Below are 23,218 nucleotides of genomic sequence, written 5' to 3'. Positions count from 1 at the left end.
ATTACAGCAGGTGGTGAACAATCGCAGGAAGCAATCGACTGTACAGTTACTGAATGCCATGTAATTATATTGATTTTTTTTGCTCTGAATTGTAACTATTTTGGTTACAAGTTTAACTGATATTGAAAAGTGAGGGAATATATGATGACAGTGAAAATTAAAGCATATTCTGATTTTATTTGTCCATTTTGTTTTTTAGGTAAAGGGCCTTTGGACGAAATCGTGAAGGAAAAGGATGTAGAAGTGGAATGGATGCCATTTGAATTGCGTCCGAGTCCATATACGAAAATTGATCCATGGAAGGAACCCGATAAGTTGAATTCATGGGATTCTTACATTCTTCCTGTTGCGAAAAAGCTGGGGGTTGATATGCGTTTACCCCGTGTCTCCCCGCATCCATATACACATTTGGCATTCGAAGGCTGCCATTTTGCAAAGGAGCACGGAAAAGGGAACGAATTCCACAACAGAGTATTTACCGCGTTTTTTCAAGAGGAACAAAATATTGAAGATATTGAAGTATTGACAAAATTAGCGGGTGAAGTTGAGCTTCCTATAGATGCCTTTAGAGAAGCGTTAGTGTCCCGAAAGTATCGGGAAGTGCACCAGCAAGCACTCAAACATGCTTATGAAGAAGCAGATATCAGGGCTGTCCCGACGTTTATTATTGGTGATGAAGTCATTCAAGGACTAGCCAGCAAAGAAAGGCTAGCGCAAGTCATTGAGAAGGAAGAAGCAAAAAATAAACGGAATGAATTTGATGGCTTGCAATGTGATGGTAGGGGGAATTGCTAAACTGGCTAGCCGAGACCCCGGAGACGCTTGCGTCGAGGAGGCTTGGCAGACAGTCGGCGGAAAGGGAGCGGATTTCTGAAATCAACTGGCATGTCTGTTAGAAAAAAACTACATGTAAAACTCTATAGTCTGAACCGAAATCCTTTTGTTGATTTCGGTTTTTTCTTTTGGTTCTGTTATTGAACGATGTTGATTATACTCAACAAAAGAAGGAGGTATTAACGGGTTGGTTGCCGAATAAAAATCCTTTAGGTAAAACTTAGGGGGAGTGCAAATTGAAAAATGTAATAGATGGAATCAATCATTGGATTGGTTTTATACCAGAAGAGTTCAACCGGATGACAGAAAAAGAATTAAATCATCGACCAATGCCACACAAATGGTCCAAAAAAGAGATTTTAGGACATCTATGCGATTCTGCATTGAACAATATGAACAGGTTCATCAAGATTCAGTACGAAGTACAGCCATATGTTATACAACCATATAATCAAGACCAATGGGTATTAGTCCAGAATTATCAAGAGCGACCATTGGATGAGATCGTTAACCTTTTTTGTACTTTAAATAAGCAAATCATTCATATAATAACGAATACACCAAATGATAGATTATCTAATCTTTGTGATATAGGAAATAATCAACTAAAATCAATGGAGTGGTTAATAAAAGACTATCTCGAACATATGGAACATCATATTAACAATCAAATCCTAATAAAAAAAGAGTGATCTATATAGGTCACTCTTTTTTTTCAATTGTTCACTTTTCGCAACAGCTTGTCTTGAAGTTTGGACAAGGTGAACAATACGATGATAGAGCCGATCAGGTTAACGCCATATCCCATTGGGTGTCCCGAATATCACTAACATGTTTTTATTAGTAATTGTTTTGGTAATAAACTAATTGAATTTTTAGGGTTCGTTAGAACAAGATATAAGAGTTCAGGAAATGAACAAAAATATATAATATAAGGTGATGTAAATGAGAGCAAACATGGATAAAATTTTACCAGTTGTTGCTTCGGTTGGAGTAGGTATTGCCACTTATCAAATGTTGAGCGGCAAAGGCGGGAAAATGAAAAATATGGTGCCGCTTGCCACCAACTTGATGGGAATGGGGACTGGGATGCCAGGGCAGAATCAACAACAGCCAGAAAATCAATAAAAACAAAATCACCTCTTATAGAGGATGATTTCAGACTGTAGACAAAACTCGATGAAAATCGAGTATGTCTACAGTTTTTTTTGCGGTACAATTTGAACGTTGATTTCCGATCCAGGCGCTCGCTTTCCGCGGGCGGTCAGGGAGCCTCCTCGGCTTACGCCTGCGGGGTCTCCCTAGACGCGCTTTTCCCGCAGGAGTCTCGCACCTTCCTCTCCAATCAACTATGTTATAACGTTTAGTTAGAAACTATACCTGAGGAGTTGAAGGTGTTGGTTTGGGAACATCATCATGTGATGAAAGATATGTTTTCCGAACCCCTTTAGTATACAAACCGAATAGGGTGATATTCTTCAGACTGTAGACAAAACTGAACTGCCCCGTAAATGTTAGACACCAAACTAACATTTACGGGGTGTTTTTTATGGCTAATTTTTCTGCCGAACAGAAAATATTCATTACACGACTTTACCTTGAAGGAAAGCACAGCTATATGGATCTTCAAAAAATATTTGAAGTTTCGTATCAAGTGATTCAAGGATGGGTTCGTTTATACCAAATTCAAGGAGCCGATGGATTTAAGAAATCCTATACAAGTTATTCTACGGAGTTTAAAATGGATGTACTTAATTATATGAATGAAACGGGTATATCTTCTTACGACGCAGCCGCAAGGTTTAATATTTCATCTCCAGCACTAATTCGGACGTGGAGAATAAATGTTAATGCCTATGGATTAGATGCCCTAATTTCTAAGAAAAAGGGGAGACCATCCATGAAAAAAGATATCAATCCATCCAAACAAATTGAAGGTTCGGTTAAAGAGCTTGAAGAACGAATTAAACAACTAGAAATGGAGAATGCGTATTTAAAAAAGTTAAATACTTTAGTTCAAATGCAGGAAAAATTACAACCCAAATCAAAGCGCAAGTAATTTATGAACTAAAGTCCATTTATGAGGTTGTGGCCTTAATTAAAGTCGCTGATATTCCACGTAGCACGTACTATTATTGGGAAAAACGCTTGAATCGAGAAGATAAGTATTCGAAGGTAAAAGCCACTATTCAGTCTATCTATCATGAACATAAAGGACGTTACGGTTATCGTCGTATCACAAAAGAGTTAAAAAAATATGGGTTTTCTCACAATCCAAAGACCATCAACCGCCTCATGAATGAAATGGGCGTAAAATGTTTAGTCCGTATGAAAAAGTATCGTTCGTATAAGGGGCGTGTTGGTCGAATTGCCCCCCATATTTTACAACGTGATTTTCAAGCCGAGAAAATGAATCAAAAATGGGTAACAGACGTAACGGAATTTCATTTATTTGGGGAGAAACGTTACCTATCCCCTATCCTTGATTTATGTAATGGTGAAATTATTGCCTACAAAGTGATGAAACGCCCTGTTTATAAACTTGTTGGAGATATGTTAGATGAGGCGATTAAACACCTAAAACCAGAAGATACGGTCATCCTCCATTCGGATCAAGGGTGGCATTATCAAATGAAGAAGTATCAAAAAACCTTAAAAGATTCCCGCATTATACAAAGCATGTCCCGTAAGGGAAATTGTTTAGATAACGCAGTCATTGAAAACTTTTTTGGCTTGTTAAAGTCTGAATTGCTTTATCTCCAAGAGTTTGAAAGTATGGAGCACTTTGAAAAGGAATTAGATGATTATATTCATTACTATAACCACAAACGAATGAAGGTAAAATTAAAAGACCTGAGTCCGATAGAATACCGAACTCAGGTCTTAGAAGCTGCTTAAATTATATGTCTAACTTTATTGGGTCAGATCAAACTCGATGAAAATCGAGTATGTCTACAGTTTTTTTTGCAGTACAATTTGAACGTTGATTTCCGATCCAGGCGCTCGCTTTCCGCGGGCGGTCAGGGAGCCTCCTCGGCTTGCGCCTGCGGGGTCTCCCTAAACGCGCTTTTCCCGCAGGAGTCTCGCACCTTCCTCTCCAATCAACTATGTTATAACGTTTAGTTAGAAACTATACCTGAGGAGTTGAAGGTGTTGGTTTGGGAACATCATCATGTGATGAAAGATATGTTTTCCAAACCCCTTTTGTATACAAACTGAATGGGGTGATATTCTTCGGACTGTAGACAAAACTCGATGAAATCGAGTATGTCTACAGTTTTTTTTGCGGTACAATTTGAACGTTGATTTCCGATCCAGGCGCTCGCTTTCCGCGGGCGGTCAGGGAGCCTCCTCGGCTTGCGCCTGCGGGGTCTCCCTAGACGCGCTTTTCCCGCAGGAGTCTCGCAAACCCGCCCAATTAACGTTGTTTGAAGTTATAGGTAAACCCCCTTTTGTTTTTATTCAAGAAACGGGACTTCCATCATATACTGGCTTTTGGAAATGCCACGATGAATCGTATTTACCATTTTTTATAATTAAAGTAATAAAACACCAATAAAATAACTCCTTGCGTTATAATGAATGGGCTCCAAGGGAAGTGTCAGAAACCTGCAGGAGTGATCATTTGAATGGAGGTAATATGTGTTGAAGAAAAAACTATTGGTCATGATTCCAACAGTTGCCTTTATGTTGGCCCCTTTAGGAATGGGGACTTCAAATACCGAAGCGGCATCAAAGGGAAGTCAAATCCAGAAAATCGAAACGAAGGCGGAAACACGCCCGACCCTCAAGAAAGGCTCCCGTTCAAGTTATGTAAGAGACTTACAGCAAAGCCTTAAAGATGTTAAATATCATGTAGGTGTTGATGGGATTTTCGGTACCCAAACACAAAATGTGGTAAGGGAGTTTCAAGTGGATCATAACTTAGCTTCAGATGGTATCGTCGGACCGAAGACATGGGCTGCTTTAGATGAAAATAAGGTGGAAAGAAGACAGTTCACGGAGAAAGACGCGATCGCGTTAGGGAAGAAGAAGCTTGGCAGCAACATCGTATTCAGCGGTGATGGCAGATTGCTGAAAGATGGCAAGGGAAAATCATATTACAACTTTAAAGCAGCTAATAAAGATTGGATCGATCAAGGCGGCTCAGGAACGATTGGGTGGTTCCACATTTATAAAGATGGCCGTGTAGTGGAACAATAAAGGAATACATGCTACATGCAAAAATGGTTCTCACTTTAAGTGGGATTTTTTTTATGTAAAGCATCAAGAAGACTAAATGCATCTATTTTTGGCTATAAATAACAAGTAAATACAGATATAATAGTAAATGGACAGCAATTGGTATAGTGGGCAGCGGTCACTCCTTTTCAGAAAGGGGGTGTCGCTGGTGATTTCTATTATGGACGGACTGATGCTAATGATTTCATTTGCCTCTTTAATCGTCGCAGTAATCGCGGTTACATTAAAAAAGTAACCCCCTCCATACCATCCGGCCAGATGTATGTAGGAAAAGGGTTACTTTCATGATCGAGTAGCAACTGACTTACCACAGAAAGCCGCTGCTCTTTATGCAGTTTGCTGTTCATTGAGACGCTGGTTTAACCAGTGTCTTTTTTTATATTTATTATTATATCCTCATTTTCCCTATACATTCAACTAAAAAACCTGGATGTAATCTTGAATAAAAGTAAAATCAATTAGATTTTCGTTAAATTCTTGCCGTTTTCCAGTTTGAATGATTTCATCCCTTTATAAGAAACAATCGCAGGAATCATACAAAGCAAGGCCATCGGTAAACAATAAAGAAGATAGAGATGCCCTCCGTTATCGAGCAAGGGAATGAAGGCTAATGCAACAAAAAGTAAAGTGAAAAAAATGATCGTGAAAATCCCGAAAGATTGATGATAGAATGCATGTATTTCCCTTCTTCGTTCATCCTGGTTGGGCAAGGTCTTAACTGCTTTGTGCGTTCGAAGGAATAGGTACAAGGAGAACATTAGAAATAAAGCGGAAAATGGCAAAGCGATCGCAAATAATGAAACGTCAAGAATGGAAAGATAAAAGCTGGATAAAAAGAAAACCTCTGATACCCCTAATGCAAAACAATAATTGAAGATACTTATTCTATCAGGTTGTTTAAGCATGAAATCCCTCCTTCTATATCATATTATGCAACTGCTTTCATGTTCACCACTTTGTCACATTTAAAAGGGAGAAAATTCTTCCAATTCCACTCATCGCCGCTTGCTGCCCCGTCGTGTGTATCAAAACTGCCGATGTTGAATAGAGTCTTTGCATTTTACGAATAGTAATAAAATATCGCTTAAAGGGGGGAGTGCTCAATGACTGTAAAAACGGCAATTAAGGGATTATTGCTTGTTCTTCTATTATATTTCCTTTATGTAGTTGTAACGGCTGTTGTTCTTTTCCCCAAAGCAGAAAAAGAAGAAGACAGGCCGATTAAACAGGTAAGTGAATATATGGGGGAGAAGGAAGCTACCGTGGATCGTGTCCTGCTTTTCGAAGACGGTTATGAGTCTGGACTCGCAAGAATGCGAATGATCCAGGAAGCAAAGCATTCAATCGATATCGCCTACTATGCTTTTGGAAAAGGTGAATCAACCGAGCTTTTTCTTGGAGCCTTGATCGATGCGGCTGACCGTGGTGTCAAAGTCCGAATCCTTCTGGATGGAATAGCTCATGGGCTTAGAGGTCAATTAAGCAGTGCCCGTTATGCATTGGCTTCACATGAAAACATTGACTTAAGATATTACGAAACCTTTAAGCCATTTAAGCCGTGGACCTGGCATAATCGCCTTCATGACAAGATCATCACGGTAGATGGAAAGCTAGGCATCATCGGAGGGAGGAATATTGCCGATAAGTACTTAGCAAGCAAGCCGCCGAGGAATTTTGTCTATGACAGGGATGTACTCATTTTCAATGCTAAAGAGGAGAAAGATAGTGTAATCGTTGAAATGAAGGACTATTTGAATGAATTATGGACCCATCCGTTTACGAGCGATGTTTTTTCGGACCTCTCAAAAAGGCAAACGGAAAAAGGAAAAAGCGAAAGAAATGCATTAGCGAAAAAATACAGCAAAGCTTTGCGCACCGAAACCGATTTCGTGAAACCAGTCGTCGATTGGAGCAAGGCTACAACACCTACTAAAAAAGTGTCCTTCATTCATAATCCGATCGAACGGTTCAACAAATACCCTATAGTGTGGAGATCTTTATTGGGTATTGCTGCGAACGCCAAGCAATCGGTATACATCCAAAGCCCCTATATTGTCCCTGCGGATGCCTTGAAGGAATATGTACCGATGCAATTGGAATCAAAGGCTGATTGGACCATACTTACCAACTCGGCTGCCTCAACCCCGAACATGATCGCTTTTTCCGGTTACTTGGCTTTTAGGGATCGCGTCGTTGAGACGGGGGCAAGGGTTTATGAATATTCAAAGCCTTATTCTTTGCATGGTAAATCGATTGTCTATGATCAACGATTAAGTGCAGTGGGTTCCTACAATTTGGATTCTCGATCTGCCTTTTTAAATACAGAATCGATGGTGGTCATCGATAGTGAAAGATTTGCATCACAGTTAATAGGAGCCATCGATTCAAAGATCAAAAATAGTACACTCATTGCGGACAATAAAAAATATATACAACCGCCGGAAGATCAAAAAAGGGAAGAGTCTTTTTTTAAGGCCACCTTTTTAAATGCCCTATCGAAAATTACGGTATATTTCAATAGGTTCATTTGAAACAAAAAGACAGCAATCTCAGTGATTGTTGTCTTTTTATCCTTTTGCGGAGATTATCTTATGAATACATATGTAATTTGCTATACTTGAGCAAGCTAACTACAACAATTAAGGAGAACGGAAATATGCAAACATTACAGCACCTATCGAAACATATTGCCTACCTGCCGCCAGTTCAGGAAACGGATCGCCCGGTTCTTGCCGCCGTGACGGGAAACAAGAAAACGCTCATCATCGATGCCGGTAACTCTGTCAGGCATGCACAGCTTTTTGAGGACGAATTGCACCGGAATGATATAAGCGGGAATCTCCTCGTGCTTACCCATTCCCACTGGGACCATGTATTCGGATTGGAGAATATCGGGATTCCGGTGATTTGTCAGGAAAAAACATACACGAGCATTAAAGATATGCAGCAGCTTTCATGGGAAGATCAGGCCCTTGATCAACGGGTCGAAGAAGGGACGGAGATTGCCTTTTGTGCCGATGCAATCAAATTGGAACATGGGACGAATAGAGAGATTTCCCTTCCCCTGCCCGATATCATCTTTGAAAAAACGATGACGATCGATCTCGGCAATATAACCTGTGTCATCGAACATGTCGGCGGCGACCATGCCAATGATTCCTGCATCATTTATATACAGGAGGAAAAGACCTTATTTCTGGGAGACTGCCTGTATGCCAATCTTTATGCGGAAAAATGGAATTATACGGCTGAACAGGCTTTGCTGCTTCTTAAGAAAATAGAAGCCTATGATGCCGAAACCTATATACTTTCGCATCATGATCAGCCTCGCACGAAACTGGAGATGGAGGCGGAGCTTAAGCTAATGAAAGAATGTGCCAGAGCGGTGGTCGAACATCGGGGAAACCGGGCTTTAATGGAGCAGGAATTGGCTAAAGAATTAAAGCGGGGTTTAACTGAGGACGAGCTCGAAACGATTGGATTTTTCGTGAATGGGTATGTTGAGTGACTGAACTCTAAAGTAGGGTATGAGCTCGGCATTATTGAGCTCATACCCAGGCCGATAAAAAAGAGATAATAAACGTTATTAGTGCTGAAAGGGTGAGAACTGATAGGAAGCCTGATATGATTTTCCCTGCTTTTGCTCCTCTATTATCAGGATATATATGACCAATAATAAAGGAGGGGATGAAAAATATAGCCGAATAGAACACAGTATAATGAATACCTGAATCTCCATTTGACCAGGAGCTAAGTCCGATAGTATGTAAAATATGATCTCCCATGCAAGATTTATCGCCAAATTCAAACGTAAACAATATTCCCAATAAACATAGCACGAAAGAAAGTGAACCTAATCCGATATCTTTTGTTTTCTTAACTTCAATGGTTGCCATGTTCTTTTTCCTCCTTGCATTAAAAACCAAATTATGGTTTTTTGTAACATAACTCAGCAAGTACTTAAATCCCCTACACCTGTACCAGAACCCCGATATATTAAAACTGCACCTCCAATGTCTAACAATTAGGGTGCAGTTCAAATTAATTATGAGCTTTTTCTAGAGCTAGCTTTATCCCGAAACCAATCAAGACTGTCCCGGTTATCCCCTCGAATATCGCTTGGGTTCTAGGCTTTTTCATAAAAGCACTGATCTGGTTCAGCAGATAGATATAAAATACAAACCACAACGCAGTTAAAACGGTATACGTCATGCCCATGATCAGGAACGGTAAAAACGTATCATTCCCCGGATTCACGAACTGAGGCAGAAACGTTAAAAAGAAGACGGCCACTTTAGGGTTCAGCAGATTGGTAAGGAACCCTTGCTTAAAGCATGACTGGTTTTCGTACTTACTTTTGATTGTCGTTTCCGCCGCTGCGGCCACTTGCTTATTCCTCAATCCCCATAGTGTCTTGAAGCCTAGATATACCAAGTAAACGGCACCGACATATTTGAAGATGGAAAATAATAAAGCGGATTTCACAATGATTGCTGAAAGTCCGAACACGGCAGCAGATGTATGAATGAGCAGGGCACAGCATGTGCCGAACATCGTTTTAAAACCTCCCGAAGTCCCCACGGTAACGGTGTTCCTTGTGGCTATTGCTGTATCTGGACCAGGTAAGATGATGAGAAGGATGCACATAATGATGAACAGATAAAAGTTTTCCATATTCGGACCTCCACTCTTAGTGTTGAATTCTGAAAATTATAACATAGATGCACGTGATTTAGGGAGATAAATTTGATAGTAAATGATTACAAAAAAAACAAGCCAAATCAGTTTTTGATCTGGCTCGTTTTTTGAAAACATTTTGTTTAGGGCTTTTTCAACACAGCACGTACCGGACTTCCATCTGCTTCAACCAAAGGAAGAGGGAGGGCTGCCAACTCATAATTACCCGGTTCGATACCGTCTAATACAAGTCCTTCCAAAATGTGAATGCCATGATCGGCAAGTTCATGGTGGGCAGACAGCTCTTTACTATCCAGTGGATCTACTGATGGTAAATCAAGTCCAATTAGACGGACGCCGTGTTCTGAAAGATATGCCGCTAATTCTGGTTGGATATGTGGAATGGTTTGTGGAAACACACTTCGATCCTTCCATGCATCCGTGCGAATTAACAGACGGGTAACGCCTTGTAGATCTATATGGGATAATTCGTTGACTCCGATGCTTGTCTTGTTTGGTAAATGGATAACTCGGGCATTTCCCATATATAAGTCGAGATCCAAATCAATCACTCTTTTTCCATCATCATCAAAATGAAAAGGTGCATCAATATGGGTACCGGTATGGATACTCATATTGATTTGACCAACATTGACAGATCCACTTTCTTCTTTACTCCAATTGACTTTATAAGAGAAAGGTGTATCTCCAGGCCAGACTGCAACGTTATCATCCAGACGTTGTGAAATATCAATCCATGTCCCCATGCATTTACCTCCGTCTCTACTGGCTGTTTATTGAATATCTTATAGCTTCGTTCTTAGACTCCATAGCTCTGGGAAAAAGTGTTGATCCAGTGCTCTCTTTAAATACGTTACACCTGATGATCCGCCCGTTCCTTGTTTATTACCAATGATCCTTTCCACTGTGGTCATATGATTAAAACGCCATAATTGCTGTTGGTGGCCGATGTCCACTAACTTCTCGCCCAGCTCATATAAGTCCCAATATTGCTCAACATCGCGGTAAACTGTCAGCCATGCCTCTTCTACACTGGCATTGGGTTCATATCTTTGGGACCAATCCCTGCTGAGGGCTTCTTGATCAATAGGTAATCCGCGTGCCACAAGAGCATTGATCGCCGCGTCATATATACTTGGCTCATGTAGGGCCTGCTGCATTTGCTCGTATAAATCCGTTTGGTGCTGATAGACGGTTAGCGTATGGACGTTCTTGTTTCCTAATGCAAATTCAATCAAACGATTCTGGTAAGATTGGAATCCGGAAGATTGTCCCAGTTTATCCCTGAACTCCATGTATTCAGCCGGTGTTAAAGTTGAAAGGACATTCCATGACTGGATCAATTGCTGCTGAATCCTCGAAACGCGAGACAGCATTTTAAACGAGGGTTCCAACTTGTTTTGGCGGATGGACTCTGTTGCTGCTGTCAATTCATGTAAAATGAGCTTCATCCATAGCTCACTCGCTTGATGGATAACGATAAATAGCATTTCATCATGATGATCGGAGCATCTATGCTGACTGGTTAAAATCTTATCAAGGTGGAGGTAATCTCCATAGGACATCGATTTTTGAAAGTCGGTTTGAATTTCTTTCTCTAAACCCGTTATTGTTTGTTCATTTTTATCTGTATTCTTCATTCCGCAATCTCCTCACTTTTCGCAAAAAACTATTTATTCCGCCATTCTATTCTATCTTCTTTTCCAGAGATTCTTCCATTACATTATGGTTAATATTTCTTCCTTTTGAAATAAAATAAGCAACAGCTAAAAAAAGTAACCAAGGAATCCCGAATTGAAGCATGATTTTGAAATCCGTAAACCATGACGTAATCATCAAACTGAATAGAAGAACGGCTCCTAGTATCGTTAAATAGGGGAAACCGATCATCCTAACAGGTAATTTGCGTCCGCCGGTTTTCTCCCATTTCACCCTGAAAAACAAATGGGAAATGAAGATCATGAGCCATGTGAACATGGCACCGAACATGGAAATCCCCATCATGAAAGCATAGGATGAACCAGGAAGTAACGCATGAACGCCTGCAGCGATGAAAATCCCCGTTGAAGAGACAGCAAGGGCTTTCGTAGGAACACCGCTTTTGTTTAACTTTCCTAAAAAAGCAGGTGCATGTTTTCCGCGTGCCAATGAAAACATCATCCGTGTTGAAGCATAGAGCTGAGCGTTCATGGCAGATATGGCAGCCGTTAGAATAATAAAGTTCATGATCCCGGATGCACCTGGAATGTTCAGGATTTCCATCACTTTTACGAATGGGCTTACCTCGATCCCGGCCGTTTTCCAAGGAACGATCATCAGCATGATGCCGATTGTCAGCACATAGAAAGTGGATAAACGGAACACAGTCGCTTTTAATGCTTTTGGGACGGCGGCATCCGGATCTTTTGCCTCCCCTGATGTAACCGCTATCAATTCAGTTCCAAGAAAGCTGAATAAAGAAATAAATACGGCTATCCACATCCCCTTCAAACCAAATGGGAAAAAACCGCCTTCATTCACGAAGTTTTCCGGTCCTATATGCGGCTGTTCGGATGAACCGAACAGTACATAGGCTCCAAGTAGGATAAAACCAACAATGGCACTTATTTTAATAAAGGAGAACCAATACTCAAATGTCGCGAATGTATTCACGCTGGTAGCATTTACATAAATCAGGACACCTGCAAACAACAAAATCCATACGATTCCCGGCACGTTCGGAAACCAATAATTCATATATACGCTGACTGCACTTACTTCAACCCCAACAGCCAAAACATTGCCAATCCAATAGGAATAGCGGACAAGATAGCCTGCCATTGGACTCATGTACTTTTCCGCAATGGCCCCAAAAGATCCGGAAGTAGGGTGGGCAACCGTCATTTCGGCTAAACAGCCCATCAATAGTAAGACAATGAACGCCCCAAGAGCATAGCTGAGCAATACACTTGGCCCTGCCGCTTGAATCGCAAGTCCGCTGCCAAGAAATAGCCCCGTCCCGATGGCACAGCCCATCGCGATCATGGAGAGCTGACTTGTTTTCAGCTCTCGCTTTAATCCTTTTTCTGGCTCATCTTTAAAGTTCAATTGAGTATTGTTTTTCTCCATAGTTCATCTCCTTTTTATCAAAAAGATTTTATCCTGCCCCAATTAATCAACCATTTGAGGGATGAGCCCCATCTGGCGGAACTCCGGGTTATGCGACCACTTCACGCTCATTCTTGTATTTTTCATATTGTTTTTCTGACATGATTTTCTTGAGTATTTGTACAACTTCCCAAACTTCCGCATAAGAAGTATAGAGTGCAACCGGGGCGAGGCGAATGATGTTAGGTGCACGGAAATCGGGAATGACACCGTTCTCTTTCAATGCCTTGCATATCCGTGCAGCTTCTTTATGCTCAAGGCTTACATGACCTCCGCGGCGGATGTCTTCTCTGGGAGTTCCAATGAAAAATCCCATGTCTTCCAATTCGAATTCGACTAAATCCATTAAATATTGATTGATTTTCAGGGATTTTTCACGAATATTTTCAATTCCAGCTTCTATGAAAATGTCCAAAGACCCAATCAAAGGTGCACAGCTTAACACATGCGGCGTGCCAATTTGATACGCTCCTGCTGATTCAGCTGGTGTTAAAGTATGTTCCATATCGAATTGTTTATCTTTTTTGGAGCCAAACCATCCAGCCAATCCAGGCATCGTCCCAAAATGTTTTCGATTTACATATAAACCGCCAACACCGCCAGGACCGCCATTTAAATGTTTATAATTACACCAATACGCAAAATCCACATCCCATTCGCTGAATGAATGCGGGATTGCACCGATGGAATGACATCCGTCAAATCCGATTACAATGCCTCTTTTATGAGCTTCATCAGTCAACCGTTTCATATCCAGTATTTGACCGCTGCGATACAGGACCGTTGGCAAGATGATCAAAGCGATGTCATCGGTCATTGCTTTGATGATGTCATCTTCTTCAAGAAATCGGCCATCACGGCTTTTCACGCGGATGAGATCGGTTTCCGGATCGTATCCATGTGTACGCAGCTGACTTTGAAGAGCATAAATATCAGTCGGGAAGGTTAATTCATCAGCCAAAATCTTTCTGCGCATTCCTTCAGGCTTATAAAAAGTAGCGACTAGCTGATGCAGATTTACAGTTGTGGAGCCGGTTACAATAACTTCCTCGGGAGAAGCTCCGACCAATTGGGACATCTTCGCGCCCAATTTCTCAGCCATGAAAAACCATGGGTGATTCCCTTGCGTCCATCCATCAATCCCATGCTCTTTCCAATCTTCCAAAGACTCCAGAAGAGTGCGTTCAGCCCTTTTCGAAAGAAGCCCCAATGAGTTTCCATCCATATAGATGGAATCCGGCTTTAAATAAAACTCTTCTCGAAAACCTTTAAGCGTATCATTCTCATCCATTTGTTTAGCGTGATCCAATGTATATTCAGAAACCATAATCATCCTCCTATATTAGTTTTTTTAAATTCTAGGAGAATCGTACCAAAGAATATGACACAGTGTCAATAAGTTAATTCAGAAAATTAAAAACATTCAAGCTGACATTCCAACAAATGTTTTTAATTTTATGGAAATCCTTTATGCTAGAAGATAAAGGGAGGAATAAGCATGGAGAATAGCAAAACAGGGGATAAACGGCATTTACGCTCGATCATGACACGACAAAAGCTATTGGAAGCTGCAAAGGAAATATTTCTTGAAGAAGGTTATCAAGCTGCGCTTATTTCCCAAATGATCAAAAGAGCAAACATCGGATACGGGACAGCCTATGTTCATTTTAAAGGGAAAGAGGATCTGTTAATTGTATTAATGGAAAATGTAATGGAGCAATTCTATGAAATTGCCGAGACCTCTTTCTTTCCAAAATCAAAAGACGAAGCAAAACATATCATCAACAGACAAGCTAATGCATTTTTGAAAATGGCAGAAGCTGAACGTAACATGATGCAGGTCTTCGAACAGGCCATTGGCATATCAACCATTATTTCAGATAAATGGAAAGCGATCCGCATGAAGTTCATTCAGCGAATCTCAAAAGATGTGGCCTATGCACAGCAAAATGGACTGGCTAGAGCTGAACTAAACCATGAGCTGGTCGCAAGAGGATGGTTTTTCACAAACGAAATGTATCTATGGGAAATCGTGCGAAACGAACATCAAAGTTCAGTAGAAGAAATCGCTCAAACCATCACCGCAGTCTACGTCGAAGGCTTATATGTGTAATGATGGTGGCAGCTAACCAATCTTCCGATTATATACAATCGGAAGATTTTTTTATTTTCAAAACTCACGAGTAAAGTGCCCAAATTCAGGAGTAAATGCAAATTTACGAGAAAAACAGCAAAACTCACGAGTAAATAGCGCAAATTCACGAGTAAACTGTCCAAACCCACGAGTAAATAGCGGAAACTCGGGAGTATATCCTCAAACTCTGGTATATATCGCTCAAATTCACCTATATATCGCTCATACTTACAAGTAAGGTGCAAATTCCCGAGTAAACCGCCAAAATACCCTCCTCATTAGCATCGGACTTATAGCGTCTACGCCTTAAGTCTTACTAGAAAATATAGCTAAGGCTCATTATACGAACTTGTAAAAGTCGATAAGATATAAACATAGAAAGGAGGACGAAAACAATGAAGAAATTTGGTTTATTTATTGTAGGACTGATCGCACTTTTCCTGTTGCTGGCGAACGTTGGTCCACTGATCAGCCTGGCGATTTGCTTGGCGATCCTATACTTTGGGTTCAAGCAGTTCATGAAGTCCGAATCGACAGGGGCGAAGATTGCGTGGGGATCAGTCTCCATTATCGTGCTGATCGTTTCTATTTCCCATATCCCGGCAATATTGGGACTGGTGGCAGCTTATGTTCTTTACCTGGTTTATAAAAAATGGAATGAAAATGATGAAAGTGCTTCATCGAAAGAAAGTGACCCATTCTCAAATTTTGAAAGAGAGTGGAAAGAGTTGAATAAGAACTAATAGAAGGGATGTAATTGGAATGGGTAATTTATTTTCAAGAATGAAACAAACGATTTCGGCTGATTTTCACGATCTGTTGGATAAAAAGGAGCAAAAAAATCCAATTGGGATGTTAAATCAATATTTGCGTCAATGTGAGCAGGAGACGGAAAAGGTCGGTAAGTTGCTTGAACGTCAGTATCTTCTGAAAGAAGAGTTTACGCGTGAATATAATCAAGCGCAAAATCTGGCTGAAAAACGTAAGCATCAGGCTGAGATTGCCAAGCAGTCGGGAGAGACCGATTTGATGGAGTTTGCTGTAAAGGAAAGCCTGCACTATGAAGAGCGGGCGCAAAGTTTGAAAGAGGCGCATAAAAGTGCAGAGGTTCAGTTGGCTGAGCTGGAGCGGAAATATGAAGAAATGAAACATAAGCTGAAGGATATGCATCTAAAGCGGTTGGAACTGATGGGCAGGGAAAATATTGCCCGGGCAAACAACCGGATCAATCGGGTTTTGGACGGAGGCAGTTCCGAAGCCAAACCGGTAGCGATGTTTGAAGAAATGGAGCATTATATCGATCGCATCGAGCACCAGGTCCATACAGATTATAATCGGCATACGATCGATGCCAGGATTGTTCAGCTTGAAAAAGAATTGGAACAGAAAGAAGCGTAAAGTTTTTTTAAGGCATCGCTGTCATCCCCTCGCCTTTTGGAATGGAGGGCGGGGGAAAACAGGCTGTCAGAACGTGACAATTTCATGGTATTCTTAAAAGGCACGGGTTTCTGTGCCTTTTAAGAATATCATGATCATATACAGGGGAGGCGAACCGATGTTGAACAAGATGAAGACGGACTATATGGGATGGATACTTCTCATCGGAGTCGTCCTGATTTTTTTAGAGATTGCATTTACGGGTGGAGGTCTCCTTTTTTCCCTCGCTTTTTCAATAGGATGCATCTATTTAGGCAGGAAATTCACAAAACGGACAATCGGGAAAATCCTATTTTTTATAGGGCTGATTTCGCTTATCATCAATGTCTTGAATATGTTCGTCTTTAAATTTTTCCTAATGGCGATCCTCATTTATCTTTTGTTTTTATATTATCAGTCCAAAAAGAATCCTGACTGGGTCAGTCCCATTATAACCAATGATGATTCGGACGAAGAAAAGATCAATAAGGAACGACTGCTGAAAACCGATTATCTATTTAAAAATAAGTTGTTTGGTCATCAACAAACGACCGAACATGTATATGAATGGAATTCCGTGAATGTTCAGGGCGGGGTCGGTGATACGGTTATCGATTTAAGCAAAACGATTTTACCGAAAGGCGATGCTGTCATTTCGATCAGGAATATCATTGGCAATATCACCGTCCTTGTACCGTATGGCATCGAAATCAGGGTCCATCATTCTGTCATTGCGGGCAGGGCGCGGATTTTTGAAAATAAACCTGAATCCAGGGTCTTTAATCAAATTTATTCCTACCAAACGGAAGGGTTCAATGAAACGGATCACAAGGTTCATATCATCACTTCAATCTTAGTTGGCGATTTAGAGGTGAAGCGGATATGAGCATAATGACACGGCAGATATTGACTGCCCTTGGTGTTGCTTTCGTTCTCTCCCTTGCTTTGCCGGCGATGGTTTTCTTCATCTTTCCTTTATCCGATTGGAGTGTATTGTGGGAGAAAGTGGTCATGGGACTACCCTTCGTCATATTTTTGCCAAGCCTGGTCATGACGGTAGGGCTGATTTATGGAGTCGTTTCGGGGATGTTTTGGAAGAGACAGCTTGAAAGGGTGGATGAAGGTCTGCATTTCCTTGAACAGGGCCGCTTACCCTCGCAACAGGAAACGTATCCAATTCAAGAGATGGCTAAAATGGAGGAACGGATGCAACTGATCTATAAGCAAGTCAATGAGCAGACTAAATTATCGCAAAAAATGGCGAATGAAAAGGCAATTGATCAGGAGAAACAGATCCAGGAAATCGTTTCCCAGGAACGAAACCGTTTAGCGCGGGAGCTGCATGATTCGGTGAGCCAGCAATTGTTTGCCGCTTCGATGTTCATGTCGGCCATCACCGAATCACAATCCGATATGGAAAAAACGGAAATGAAACAATTCAAGGTAGTGGAAGAAATGATCCATCAATCCCAGCTTGAGATGAGGGCGCTATTGCTTCACTTGAGGCCTGTTGCATTAAAGGGAAAATCTTTACATGAAGGAATGAAGGAGCTTCTTTTGGAATTGGCCCAAAAAGTGACGATGGATATAAATTGGAAGATGGAGCCTGTCACTCTGGATAAGGGGATTGAGGACCATCTGTTTCGGATTTTACAAGAATCGATATCCAATACGCTGAGACATGCAAAAGCGAATTCACTTGAAGTGTTATTGATCGTCCGTGATGGAATGATCATTTTACGATTAACGGATGACGGCATCGGTTTTAACGTCGAGGAGTCGAAAACGGGATCTTATGGTCTGCAAAACATGCATGAACGGGCTGTTGAATTAGGCGGGACGATGCAAATTGTAAGTGTTCCGAATAAAGGAACGAAACTTGAAGTGAAAATCCCATTATTAAATGCTGGAGGTGATCATGATGATTAAAGTATTATTTGTCGATGACCATGAAATGGTAAGGATAGGGGTATCGGCTTATTTATCCGCACAATCGGATATCGAAGTGATCGGGGAAGCGGACAATGGTTTGAAAGCAGTAGAACTGGCAATGGAATTGCGTCCGGATGTAATTTTGATGGATTTGGTGATGCCGGAAATGGACGGCATAGAAGCGACGAAACGAATTATTGAAAAATGGCCAGAAGCGAAAATCATCATTGTGACAAGCTTCCTGGATGATGAAAAAGTGTACCCGGCATTGGAAGCCGGAGCGACGAGCTATATGCTGAAAACATCAAAGGCCAGCGAGATTGCGAGAGCTGTCCGTTCCACTTTCCAGGGTCAAAGCGTACTTGAACCTGAAGTGACGGGAAAAATGATGGAAAAGCTGCGTCGCCCTAAAATCACCCAGCTTCATGATCAATTGACAAACCGTGAAATGGAAATTTTACTGCTGATGACACAAGGGAAAACGAATCAGGAAATTGCCGATGAACTATACATAGCCCTGAAAACCGCCAAAGTGCATGTCAGCAATATATTAAGCAAGCTTGCCGTGCAGGACCGCACGCAAGCAGTGATCTACGCATTTAAGCATTCGCTCGTTCAAGAAGAAGAGTAAAGAGCGTCTATTTACCAATAGAGGAAAGCTTGTTATATTTAGGGAAATATCCCATCCTGTAAAGTTCATTCAAGGTTGCTGATCGCAGCCTTTTTTACGGATTACAGGAAAAAGCAGGTGAAATGATGTTAAGAGTGATTTTAGAATTATTTCGTATAATCACCATTATTTTCGTTATTGGAATGATTATGGGGCTCATCATTCATTCAATCTATGCGATTTTTGGAATAACCGTAGAGAATACCAGGGGCGGATGGATCGTTGGTATGGCAATTTTTCCATTACTTTATGTACTCTATAAAAACCGGCTTCAATTTTCAGGTTTCTATAAAAATGGCAAACAAGTAAAACTCTCAAACAGGACAACTGCTATACTGCTTTGCTCCTCTGTGTTAATGTTGACGGTTGCCCCTTTATTTCGCTAACGGAATGTAAAAAGAGCATGTTTTAATCAAAACATGCTCTTTTTTACATTCCGTTTTTTAGATTATACAGCTTCCTCTGCGGTATTGAGCCTCGTTCCGTATATCCGATAAAGAACCAAAGCGAATACCATTCCTACAAAGGAGATGGAGGAAATGAACAAGTAAAGGGTCTTCCCGCCATATGCTCCATATATGGCTCCGCCTATATAAGAAGCAATGATTCCCGAAACCCCGAAGAACAGCAGCGCCAGTACGGTCTGGCCTGTGGCACGCCATTCCACTGGAACAATCCGGTATAGATATTGGATGGCCGCCGAGTAGAAAATCGGGAAAGTCAATAGCTGCATGATTTGCAAATAAGCTAATAGCTGTGGATCGGTAATCCACGCAGAGACGAAATAACGGATAAAGAAAAATGCTGCTGAAAACGAAATGATGATGATTTCCTTACCTTTGCGCAGCCACCAAAAGCTTAGGGCGAATACAACGATTTCACTTCCCGCCGCCAAGAACCAGGTCAAGCCTACAAGCTTGGCATTTCCTCCAAGTTCCCGGATATATACTCCAAGGAAGGTATCGTTCATCCTTGCTGGAACAGCACAGATAAAGACCAATAACAGAAAGAGAAGCGTCTCTTTATTGCTGAAAAAATGCTTAAGGCTGCTTAAGGTGACAGGTTTCCCAGAAACGGGAGCATCAGGCATCATCCAGCTGACAATGAAGCTGATCAAACCTATTCCTGCAAAAAGGAACGCAAGGCTGTTCGCTCCGAAATATGACATAACATAGCCGGTGATCAGCGATATGACAGCATAACCTAATGCACCATATGTCCGGATGGAGCCGTAGCTGATCCCAGATTTCTCTGCCATCGTAAAATTGAGGCTTTCCGTCAGGGGATCGATCGGCATCAAAAAGAAATATAGCAGCATGGCAAACAGGATGAGCTGGAGATAACTGCTTGAATCATAGAGGAAATAACCGATTACGCTCGAGAAAAAGATGAGTAACAACAGGACTTTTCGTATAGTCCTTGTTTTGTCGCTGATCATTCCCCATAAAGGCTGGGTAATGAGGGTGACAAAACCTCCTGTACCGATGATGAATCCGATTTGGGCTGGACGCAAACCTTGATCAGCCAGATAGACTGGGAGAAACGGAATGAAAATGGCAAGCAGTCCAAAATATAAAAAGTTAAAACTCTTTAATAATCGTATTGCTTTCATAAAAAATATGATACCTCACGTGTTCTATAGAGTGGATTGATTTCAGACCATGTTATTGTATCATTGATGACAGAATTTGAAAAAATAGTTTTAAATAGATTTGGTTTCGAGGGTAAATCTCACTTTTAAAATATGGATGTAAATGATAGAATTAACACTTATTGTTAATTGAAGAGGGTGTTAATTCATGGACCAGGACACAAAAGTGATTCAAGAGTTGCAGCAATTGAAGCAAAAAGTCGGTCATCTTGAAGACTTATTAACGCAGCAACAGAATAAAAAGGAAAAAGCAGGTCCATTTCGAATCTTCCTGGACGCAGTAGGCTCACTGCTATTTGGATTAATTGTTGTAGGACCGGTTATAGTGATTGTCGTTGGGGTTCTGATGGTGGCAGCTTCATGGTTAGGGAAGGAGTTTTAAACGTTTAGGAGAGTCTGGGCTTTTGTGAATTTATTGATTTGATTAGGTGACTAGTGAAGTAAGCCCTCAATAGAAGGAAAGTGAGATTTATTTTTATACAGAACCTGCTAAAAAATTCCTAAGAACATTTGTTGAATGTACGAAAAAACTACTGGTAAATTGAGGGTATCCATAAAGGGCACTCTTTGTATTTAGGAAGCCTAGCAAATATGCTTTAACCATCATGGGTTCTTCTTTTCATCTTTTAAGACTATCTACCACTTGATTCTGCAGCCGCAGGATGTTCCTTAAGTGCTATTGAATTTGTATATTATTTGTCCGCCAGTATCCTATAATTGGATCAAGGGCTTTCACGAACTCCCCTAATTGTTTCTTTGAAAATATTATCCTAAGAAAGTTATTGACAAATTTACCTTGAGTCCGTATAGTATGGGATATTATTAAAAATATTCAGATATAATTTTAAAACGCAATGAACAGGAGTAGTAAAAGCTCATTATTCGGTGAAGAGAGCTGCGGGTTGGTGCAACGCAGTCCAATGATACTTTGAACTTGCCTGGGAGTGGTAAAGCGAAAGATAGGAATGATTCCATTCTTTTGTTTTAACGATTGACCTTCGTTACAAGGTTTGTAAAGCAGGGTTCTTTAAAGAGCCAATAAGAGTGGTACCGCGGTAAGCTTAAGGCATATCGTCTCTTTCTTCATTTGATTATGAAGGAAGAGACGATATGCTTTTTTTGATTTTGGGGAGGTAAGGATATGGAAACGGACAAACGGAATTTACAGAGGACAATGACTTCAAGGCATATTACGATGATGGCATTAGGCGGTGCCATCGGGGCAGGTTTATTTAAAGGAAGCAGTTCAGCCATTGATATGGCAGGCCCTTCCGTAATCATTGCGTACTTGATAGGAGGAATCATCCTATTATTCATCATGCAAGGTTTAGCTGAAATGGCGGTCCGCAACAGCGGTGCACGAACATTCAGGGATTTGGTCCAATCGATCTTAGGAAAATATCCTGCCTATTTCCTGGATTGGATTTATTGGAAAATGTGGGTGTTGAATATCGCGGCCGAATCAGTGGTTGCGGCGATTTTCCTTCAATATTGGCTGCCCGGATATCCAATCTGGATATTGGCATTAGCTGTTTCGGTTTTGGTTACTGCGGTTAACTTGCTGTCGGTGAAGGTTTTTGCTGAAACGGAGTACTGGCTTGCTTTAATTAAGATTACGGTCATCATTGTGTTCATCATGGCTGGATTATTGTTGCTGCTCGTTACTTTTGGTGATCATACCGCGGTCGGTTTTTCTAACTTGACCGAACATGGCGGTTTCTTTCCGAATGGATCGACAGGTTTGATCACGGCGATGCTGGTGGTAATCTATTCATATGGCGGTACGGAAATCATCGGGGTCACATTAGCTGAAACGAAAAATCCTGAAAAAGTGGTTCCAAAGGCCGTTCGCAGTACATTGGTCAGGATCATTTCTTTCTATATCATTCCTTTTTTCATCATCGTTAGCTTAATTCCTTGGAACCAAGTAAACGGGGTGAAGGAAAGTCCGTTTGTAATGGTCTTTCAAATGATCGGGATTCCAGGTGCCGACCATATCATGAATGCCGTTGTTCTATTAGCGATCATATCATCGATGAACTCCGGGTTGTATGGTTCATCCCGCGTTCTGTATACACAAGCCGTGGATGGTCGCGTTCCGAAAATCTTTTCCCGTTTATCCAAGAGGAAAGTACCTGTTCCCGCAATCTTAATGTGTACTTCCGCTTTATATGGCGGTGTATTGATTTCCTTATTTGCTGGAAGCAAGACCTTCGATTTCCTAATGGGTTCGCTGGGATATACCGTATTATTCATCTGGTTGATCATTGCTTTCGCCCATTTGAAATCACGTAAACAACAGTCCGGAAAGACAAGTGCCTATATGGTAAAATGGTTCCCGTATACGACTTGGGCTGCGATCATCGCTTTAATAACGATCCTGATCGGAATCATTTTCACGACATCCATAGTCGTTACGATCATTACTCTTTGCATCTACATCTTCATTTCCTTAACGTATGTATGGAAAAAACGCCATAACAAAATCTAGAGA

Annotated in this window: 23 protein-coding genes and 1 other annotated feature; of the genes, 15 read left to right on the top strand and 8 right to left on the bottom strand. The window is 41.1% G+C overall.

Translation table 11 applies throughout. The features are described 5' to 3' along the window. Nucleotides 1-144: 144 nt before the first annotated feature. From ACJ9PY_RS20505 to ACJ9PY_RS20485, 5 genes are all read left to right on the top strand, one after another. Complete coding sequence (locus ACJ9PY_RS20505) at nucleotides 145-795, top strand: DsbA family protein (protein ID WP_098865522.1); 651 nt, start codon at nucleotides 145-147, stop codon at nucleotides 793-795. 275 nt (nucleotides 796-1,070) lie between these two features. Next, nucleotides 1,071-1,526, top strand: a complete 456-nt coding sequence (locus ACJ9PY_RS20500; protein WP_063575346.1) for a DinB family protein — start codon at nucleotides 1,071-1,073, stop codon at nucleotides 1,524-1,526. 253 nt (nucleotides 1,527-1,779) lie between these two features. Continuing rightward, nucleotides 1,780-1,962: a hypothetical protein gene (locus ACJ9PY_RS20495; RefSeq protein WP_063575347.1), complete on the top strand. Its 183-nt coding sequence runs from the start codon at nucleotides 1,780-1,782 to the stop codon at nucleotides 1,960-1,962. A gap of 421 nt (nucleotides 1,963-2,383) precedes the next feature. Next, nucleotides 2,384-3,732 (top strand): IS3 family transposase gene (locus ACJ9PY_RS20490; protein WP_411738344.1). Its coding sequence is split into 2 segments (ribosomal slippage): nucleotides 2,384-2,843 and nucleotides 2,843-3,732, totalling 1,350 coding nucleotides; the frame shifts between segments, so codons are not numbered across the junction. 744 nt (nucleotides 3,733-4,476) lie between these two features. Further along, nucleotides 4,477-5,037, top strand: coding sequence for a peptidoglycan-binding domain-containing protein (locus tag ACJ9PY_RS20485; RefSeq protein WP_411738850.1), 561 nt, complete (start codon nucleotides 4,477-4,479; stop codon nucleotides 5,035-5,037). A 497-nt stretch (nucleotides 5,038-5,534) separates the two neighbouring features. Here the strand turns inward: ACJ9PY_RS20485 and ACJ9PY_RS20480 are convergent, their stop codons facing one another. After that, nucleotides 5,535-5,981, bottom strand: coding sequence for a hypothetical protein (locus ACJ9PY_RS20480; RefSeq protein ID WP_063575349.1), 447 nt, complete (start codon nucleotides 5,979-5,981; stop codon nucleotides 5,535-5,537). A 198-nt stretch (nucleotides 5,982-6,179) separates the two neighbouring features. On the opposite strand from ACJ9PY_RS20480, the gene ACJ9PY_RS20475 reads away from it, so the two are divergent. Together ACJ9PY_RS20475 and ACJ9PY_RS20470 are read left to right on the top strand one after the other, a co-directional pair. Next, a complete protein-coding gene (locus ACJ9PY_RS20475; RefSeq protein ID WP_411738849.1) occupies nucleotides 6,180-7,607 on the top strand; it encodes a phospholipase D-like domain-containing protein in 1,428 nt (475 codons plus the stop codon). A 125-nt stretch (nucleotides 7,608-7,732) separates the two neighbouring features. Next, nucleotides 7,733-8,584 carry an MBL fold metallo-hydrolase gene (locus ACJ9PY_RS20470; protein ID WP_411738848.1) on the top strand — a complete coding sequence of 284 codons (852 nt, stop codon included), beginning with the start codon at nucleotides 7,733-7,735 and terminating at the stop codon, nucleotides 8,582-8,584. A gap of 40 nt (nucleotides 8,585-8,624) precedes the next feature. Here the strand turns inward: ACJ9PY_RS20470 and ACJ9PY_RS20465 are convergent, their stop codons facing one another. The 6 genes from ACJ9PY_RS20465 to kynU form a co-directional block, all read right to left on the bottom strand. Continuing rightward, nucleotides 8,625-8,972, bottom strand: coding sequence for a hypothetical protein (locus ACJ9PY_RS20465; protein WP_230136562.1), 348 nt, complete (start codon nucleotides 8,970-8,972; stop codon nucleotides 8,625-8,627). A 145-nt stretch (nucleotides 8,973-9,117) separates the two neighbouring features. After that, complete coding sequence (locus tag ACJ9PY_RS20460; protein WP_411738847.1) at nucleotides 9,118-9,750, bottom strand: LysE family translocator; 633 nt, start codon at nucleotides 9,748-9,750, stop codon at nucleotides 9,118-9,120. A gap of 146 nt (nucleotides 9,751-9,896) precedes the next feature. Beyond that, nucleotides 9,897-10,520: an arylformamidase gene (kynB, locus tag ACJ9PY_RS20455; protein ID WP_268937999.1), complete on the bottom strand. Its 624-nt coding sequence runs from the start codon at nucleotides 10,518-10,520 to the stop codon at nucleotides 9,897-9,899. Between the two features lie 39 nt (nucleotides 10,521-10,559). Next, nucleotides 10,560-11,414, bottom strand: a complete 855-nt coding sequence (kynA, locus tag ACJ9PY_RS20450) for a tryptophan 2,3-dioxygenase (protein ID WP_191928677.1) — start codon at nucleotides 11,412-11,414, stop codon at nucleotides 10,560-10,562. 46 nt (nucleotides 11,415-11,460) lie between these two features. Continuing rightward, on the bottom strand, nucleotides 11,461-12,882 hold the full coding sequence (locus ACJ9PY_RS20445) for an amino acid permease (protein WP_063575356.1): 1,422 nt from the start codon (nucleotides 12,880-12,882) through the stop codon (nucleotides 11,461-11,463). Nucleotides 12,883-12,970: 88 nt separating this feature from the next. Next, nucleotides 12,971-14,248: a kynureninase gene (gene kynU / locus ACJ9PY_RS20440; RefSeq protein ID WP_106026112.1), complete on the bottom strand. Its 1,278-nt coding sequence runs from the start codon at nucleotides 14,246-14,248 to the stop codon at nucleotides 12,971-12,973. 171 nt (nucleotides 14,249-14,419) lie between these two features. On the opposite strand from kynU, the gene ACJ9PY_RS20435 reads away from it, so the two are divergent. The 6 genes from ACJ9PY_RS20435 (at nucleotide 14,420) to ACJ9PY_RS20410 (ending at nucleotide 19,034) form a co-directional block, all read left to right on the top strand. Then, nucleotides 14,420-15,034 (top strand): TetR/AcrR family transcriptional regulator, encoded by a 615-nt coding sequence (locus tag ACJ9PY_RS20435; protein ID WP_411738846.1) that lies wholly within the window; start codon nucleotides 14,420-14,422, stop codon nucleotides 15,032-15,034. 416 nt (nucleotides 15,035-15,450) lie between these two features. Then, a complete protein-coding gene (locus tag ACJ9PY_RS20430) occupies nucleotides 15,451-15,798 on the top strand; it encodes a flagellar basal body rod protein (protein WP_034309581.1) in 348 nt (115 codons plus the stop codon). A gap of 19 nt (nucleotides 15,799-15,817) precedes the next feature. Next, entirely contained in the window at nucleotides 15,818-16,453 is a 636-nt protein-coding gene (locus ACJ9PY_RS20425) for a PspA/IM30 family protein (RefSeq protein ID WP_034309579.1), read from the top strand. A gap of 157 nt (nucleotides 16,454-16,610) precedes the next feature. Then, entirely contained in the window at nucleotides 16,611-17,357 is a 747-nt protein-coding gene (gene liaF / locus ACJ9PY_RS20420; protein ID WP_063575359.1) for a cell wall-active antibiotics response protein LiaF, read from the top strand. Beyond that, nucleotides 17,354-18,400 (top strand): sensor histidine kinase, encoded by a 1,047-nt coding sequence (locus tag ACJ9PY_RS20415; RefSeq protein WP_411738845.1) that lies wholly within the window; start codon nucleotides 17,354-17,356, stop codon nucleotides 18,398-18,400. The genes liaF and ACJ9PY_RS20415 overlap by 4 nt, the downstream gene beginning before the upstream one ends. Next, nucleotides 18,393-19,034 (top strand): response regulator transcription factor, encoded by a 642-nt coding sequence (locus ACJ9PY_RS20410; RefSeq protein WP_034309572.1) that lies wholly within the window; start codon nucleotides 18,393-18,395, stop codon nucleotides 19,032-19,034. The genes ACJ9PY_RS20415 and ACJ9PY_RS20410 overlap by 8 nt, the downstream gene beginning before the upstream one ends. A 487-nt stretch (nucleotides 19,035-19,521) precedes the next feature. Here the strand turns inward: ACJ9PY_RS20410 and ACJ9PY_RS20405 are convergent, their stop codons facing one another. Further along, a complete protein-coding gene (locus ACJ9PY_RS20405) occupies nucleotides 19,522-20,685 on the bottom strand; it encodes an MFS transporter (protein WP_411738844.1) in 1,164 nt (387 codons plus the stop codon). 187 nt (nucleotides 20,686-20,872) lie between these two features. On the opposite strand from ACJ9PY_RS20405, the gene ACJ9PY_RS20400 reads away from it, so the two are divergent. Beyond that, nucleotides 20,873-21,106, top strand: a complete 234-nt coding sequence (locus tag ACJ9PY_RS20400) for a hypothetical protein (protein WP_048679490.1) — start codon at nucleotides 20,873-20,875, stop codon at nucleotides 21,104-21,106. Nucleotides 21,107-21,569: 463 nt separating this feature from the next. Continuing rightward, nucleotides 21,570-21,806: a binding site (T-box leader), on the top strand. A gap of 59 nt (nucleotides 21,807-21,865) precedes the next feature. After that, a complete protein-coding gene (locus ACJ9PY_RS20395; protein WP_411738843.1) occupies nucleotides 21,866-23,215 on the top strand; it encodes an amino acid permease in 1,350 nt (449 codons plus the stop codon). Nucleotides 23,216-23,218: the final 3 nt, after the last annotated feature.

This window comes from Peribacillus sp. S4 (genome assembly GCF_046715815.1).
In the GTDB taxonomy this organism is placed as follows: Bacteria; Bacillota; Bacilli; order Bacillales; family DSM-1321; genus Peribacillus; species Peribacillus frigoritolerans.
This window is presented reverse-complemented; position numbering and strand designations above follow the sequence as displayed.

Excerpts from the sequence above, each read along its gene's own strand:
- ACJ9PY_RS20495 (WP_063575347.1), top strand. The coding sequence starts at position 1,780 with ATGAGAGCAAACATGGATAAAATTTTACCAGTTGTTGCTTCGGTTGGA.
- ACJ9PY_RS20465 (WP_230136562.1), bottom strand. The coding sequence starts at position 8,972 with ATGGCAACCATTGAAGTTAAGAAAACAAAAGATATCGGATTAGGTTCA.
- kynB (WP_268937999.1), bottom strand. The coding sequence starts at position 10,520 with ATGGGGACATGGATTGATATTTCACAACGTCTGGATGATAACGTTGCA.
- ACJ9PY_RS20470 (WP_411738848.1), top strand. The coding sequence starts at position 7,733 with ATGCAAACATTACAGCACCTATCGAAACATATTGCCTACCTGCCGCCA.
- ACJ9PY_RS20395 (WP_411738843.1), top strand. The coding sequence starts at position 21,866 with ATGGAAACGGACAAACGGAATTTACAGAGGACAATGACTTCAAGGCAT.
- liaF (WP_063575359.1), top strand. The coding sequence starts at position 16,611 with ATGTTGAACAAGATGAAGACGGACTATATGGGATGGATACTTCTCATC.
- ACJ9PY_RS20405 (WP_411738844.1), bottom strand. The coding sequence starts at position 20,685 with ATGAAAGCAATACGATTATTAAAGAGTTTTAACTTTTTATATTTTGGA.
- ACJ9PY_RS20410 (WP_034309572.1), top strand. The coding sequence starts at position 18,393 with ATGATTAAAGTATTATTTGTCGATGACCATGAAATGGTAAGGATAGGG.
- ACJ9PY_RS20460 (WP_411738847.1), bottom strand. The coding sequence starts at position 9,750 with ATGGAAAACTTTTATCTGTTCATCATTATGTGCATCCTTCTCATCATC.
- ACJ9PY_RS20400 (WP_048679490.1), top strand. The coding sequence starts at position 20,873 with ATGGACCAGGACACAAAAGTGATTCAAGAGTTGCAGCAATTGAAGCAA.
- kynU (WP_106026112.1), bottom strand. The coding sequence starts at position 14,248 with ATGGTTTCTGAATATACATTGGATCACGCTAAACAAATGGATGAGAAT.
- ACJ9PY_RS20505 (WP_098865522.1), top strand. The coding sequence starts at position 145 with ATGACAGTGAAAATTAAAGCATATTCTGATTTTATTTGTCCATTTTGT.
- ACJ9PY_RS20445 (WP_063575356.1), bottom strand. The coding sequence starts at position 12,882 with ATGGAGAAAAACAATACTCAATTGAACTTTAAAGATGAGCCAGAAAAA.
- ACJ9PY_RS20425 (WP_034309579.1), top strand. The coding sequence starts at position 15,818 with ATGGGTAATTTATTTTCAAGAATGAAACAAACGATTTCGGCTGATTTT.
- ACJ9PY_RS20480 (WP_063575349.1), bottom strand. The coding sequence starts at position 5,981 with ATGCTTAAACAACCTGATAGAATAAGTATCTTCAATTATTGTTTTGCA.
- ACJ9PY_RS20415 (WP_411738845.1), top strand. The coding sequence starts at position 17,354 with ATGAGCATAATGACACGGCAGATATTGACTGCCCTTGGTGTTGCTTTC.
- ACJ9PY_RS20475 (WP_411738849.1), top strand. The coding sequence starts at position 6,180 with ATGACTGTAAAAACGGCAATTAAGGGATTATTGCTTGTTCTTCTATTA.
- ACJ9PY_RS20435 (WP_411738846.1), top strand. The coding sequence starts at position 14,420 with ATGGAGAATAGCAAAACAGGGGATAAACGGCATTTACGCTCGATCATG.
- ACJ9PY_RS20430 (WP_034309581.1), top strand. The coding sequence starts at position 15,451 with ATGAAGAAATTTGGTTTATTTATTGTAGGACTGATCGCACTTTTCCTG.
- kynA (WP_191928677.1), bottom strand. The coding sequence starts at position 11,414 with ATGAAGAATACAGATAAAAATGAACAAACAATAACGGGTTTAGAGAAA.